Annotated in this window: 1 protein-coding gene; it reads right to left on the bottom strand. The window is 67.7% G+C overall.

Annotated elements, in window-relative coordinates; all coding sequences use genetic code 11:
- Positions 1–58: 58 nt before the first annotated feature.
- The coding region (gene eccCb, locus ACWDU1_RS31945; protein WP_450004148.1) for a type VII secretion protein EccCb at positions 59–1,984 on the bottom strand (1,926 nt) is incomplete at its 5' end.

The raw sequence follows: 1,984 nt of genomic DNA, 5'->3' as shown, positions 1-1,984 counted from the left end.
GTGTGGTCCGGGTGGTGTGGTGGGGGGGGGGGGGGCCCCCCCCGCGCCCCCCCGGCGGTCACAGCGGATCGAGATGGGCGATATGCACCATTTCGATACCCCGGCTGCGGGATACCAGGGTGCCGCGCCCCGGCGGCAGTTTGGTGGGACGGACATCGCCGATGAGTTTGCCCTCGTCCTTGGACCCGCTCATGATCAACGTCTCCACCGACATGTTCTTCATGGTCCCGAGCACCGGATCGAACAGCGCGCGCGATACACCACCGATCCGGCGAGCGACCACCAGGTGCATACCGATATCGCGGGCCTGCGGCAGGAATTCGAGCAACGGCTGGAAGGGGTTGGCACTGCCGGCGGCGACCATATCGTAGTCGTCGACGACGATGTAGATCTCCGGTCCGCTCCACCAGCTGCGCTCGCGCAACTGCTGCGGCGTGATATCCGATCCGGGGATGCGTTTGGCCAGGTAGGAAGCGACTTCCTTGATCATCGGGGCACAGGTCTGCGATGAGGTCGAGTAGCCCGCGAGCTGATCGCCCTCGATCACCCCGAGCATGGTGCGGCGGTAGTCGACCATGATCACCCGCGCCTGCTCCGAGGTCGAGTTCTCGGTGATGCCCATGACGATATTGCGCAGCAGGGTGGTCTTGCCGCATTCCACGTCGGCGAAGGCCATGAAATGCGGTTCGGCGTTGAAATCCATGACCAGCGGTTGCAATTCGGATTCACCGAGACCGATCACGACCTTGGTGGCGCTCGGCTCGATCCCCCTGGCCCGCGCCTGCTCCAACAGATCCGCCCGCTCGAATTTCAGCGGGAGCATACGGACCTCGGGTGCGCGCCGGTTCGGATACAGCTGCGCCAGCTCGGTGCGGGCCCGGGTGACGCCCTCGGCCAGATCGCCCGGATCGGAACTGGAATCCAGTCGCGGCAACGCGATGAGCATATGCAGGTGATCGGCGGTGAGCCCGCGGCCCGGCCGCCCCATCGGCACCTGATGCGCCACCCGGCGCCCCATCTCCGAATCCGTCGGGTCACCCAGCCGCAATTCGATCCGGGTTCCGATCTGATCCTTGACCACCGGCCGGATCTCGGCCCAGCGCGAGGCGCCGATCAGCAGGTGGATGCCGAACGAGAGGCCCTGCCCGGCCATCGCGTTGATCTGCGGTTCGAGGACCTCGAACTCCTCGCGGATCGCCATCCAGCCGTCGATCACCAGGAACACATCGCCGAAGGCGTCCTCGGGGAAGGGGTCGGCGATCCCCTGTTGCAGGGCGGCGAATTTACGGCGCCGGTACTCGGCCATCGATTCGATTCCCTGCTGGGCGAACCGCTCTTCACGCTGGCGCATCAGGGTGGTGAGTTCGGCGATGGTCCGGCGGACCCGGTCGCCGTCGAGGCGGCCGGCCACCGAACCGACATGCGGCATCCCCACAAGGCCGGCCATACTGCCGCCACCGAAATCGAGGCAGAAGATCTGCACCTGTTCGGGCGTGTGGGTAGCGGCGGCGGCCATGATGATCGCGCGCAACGTGGTCGACTTACCGGACTGCGGGCCGCCGACCACCGCGACATGCCCCTGCGCGCCGGCCAGGTTGATGGTGAGCACATCGCGGCGCTGCTCGTACGGCTTGTCGATCACGCCGATCGGCATCCACAGCTGCCCGTGCCGGTTGACCGGAGAGCGCCAGTCCGGATCCGGCAGCAACATATCCACCGTCGGCGATTCGTCGAGCGGCGGCAGCCAGACCTCGTGGGCCGGCCGCCCGTGCCCGGTGAGCCGCTTGACCACGACGTCGAGCAGCGAATCCGGCACCCCCTCCCCATCCGGGTGCGCCGCCGCGGCCGCGGCGGAGGTGGGCGGCGGCGGCAGTTCGAGCAGCGGGTTCAGCGCGGCCGCGGATTCCTCCGGTTCGTCCTCCTCGATGCCCGGCGATTCCAGCAGTTCCACCGGCGCGGCGGTGAACAACGCGGGCCGCTGCCG

The sequence above is a fragment of the Nocardia sp. NPDC003345 genome (genome assembly GCF_053589395.1).
The sequence above is the reverse complement of the archived record's forward strand: the minus strand, read 5'-3'. Positions and strand labels throughout refer to the sequence as shown.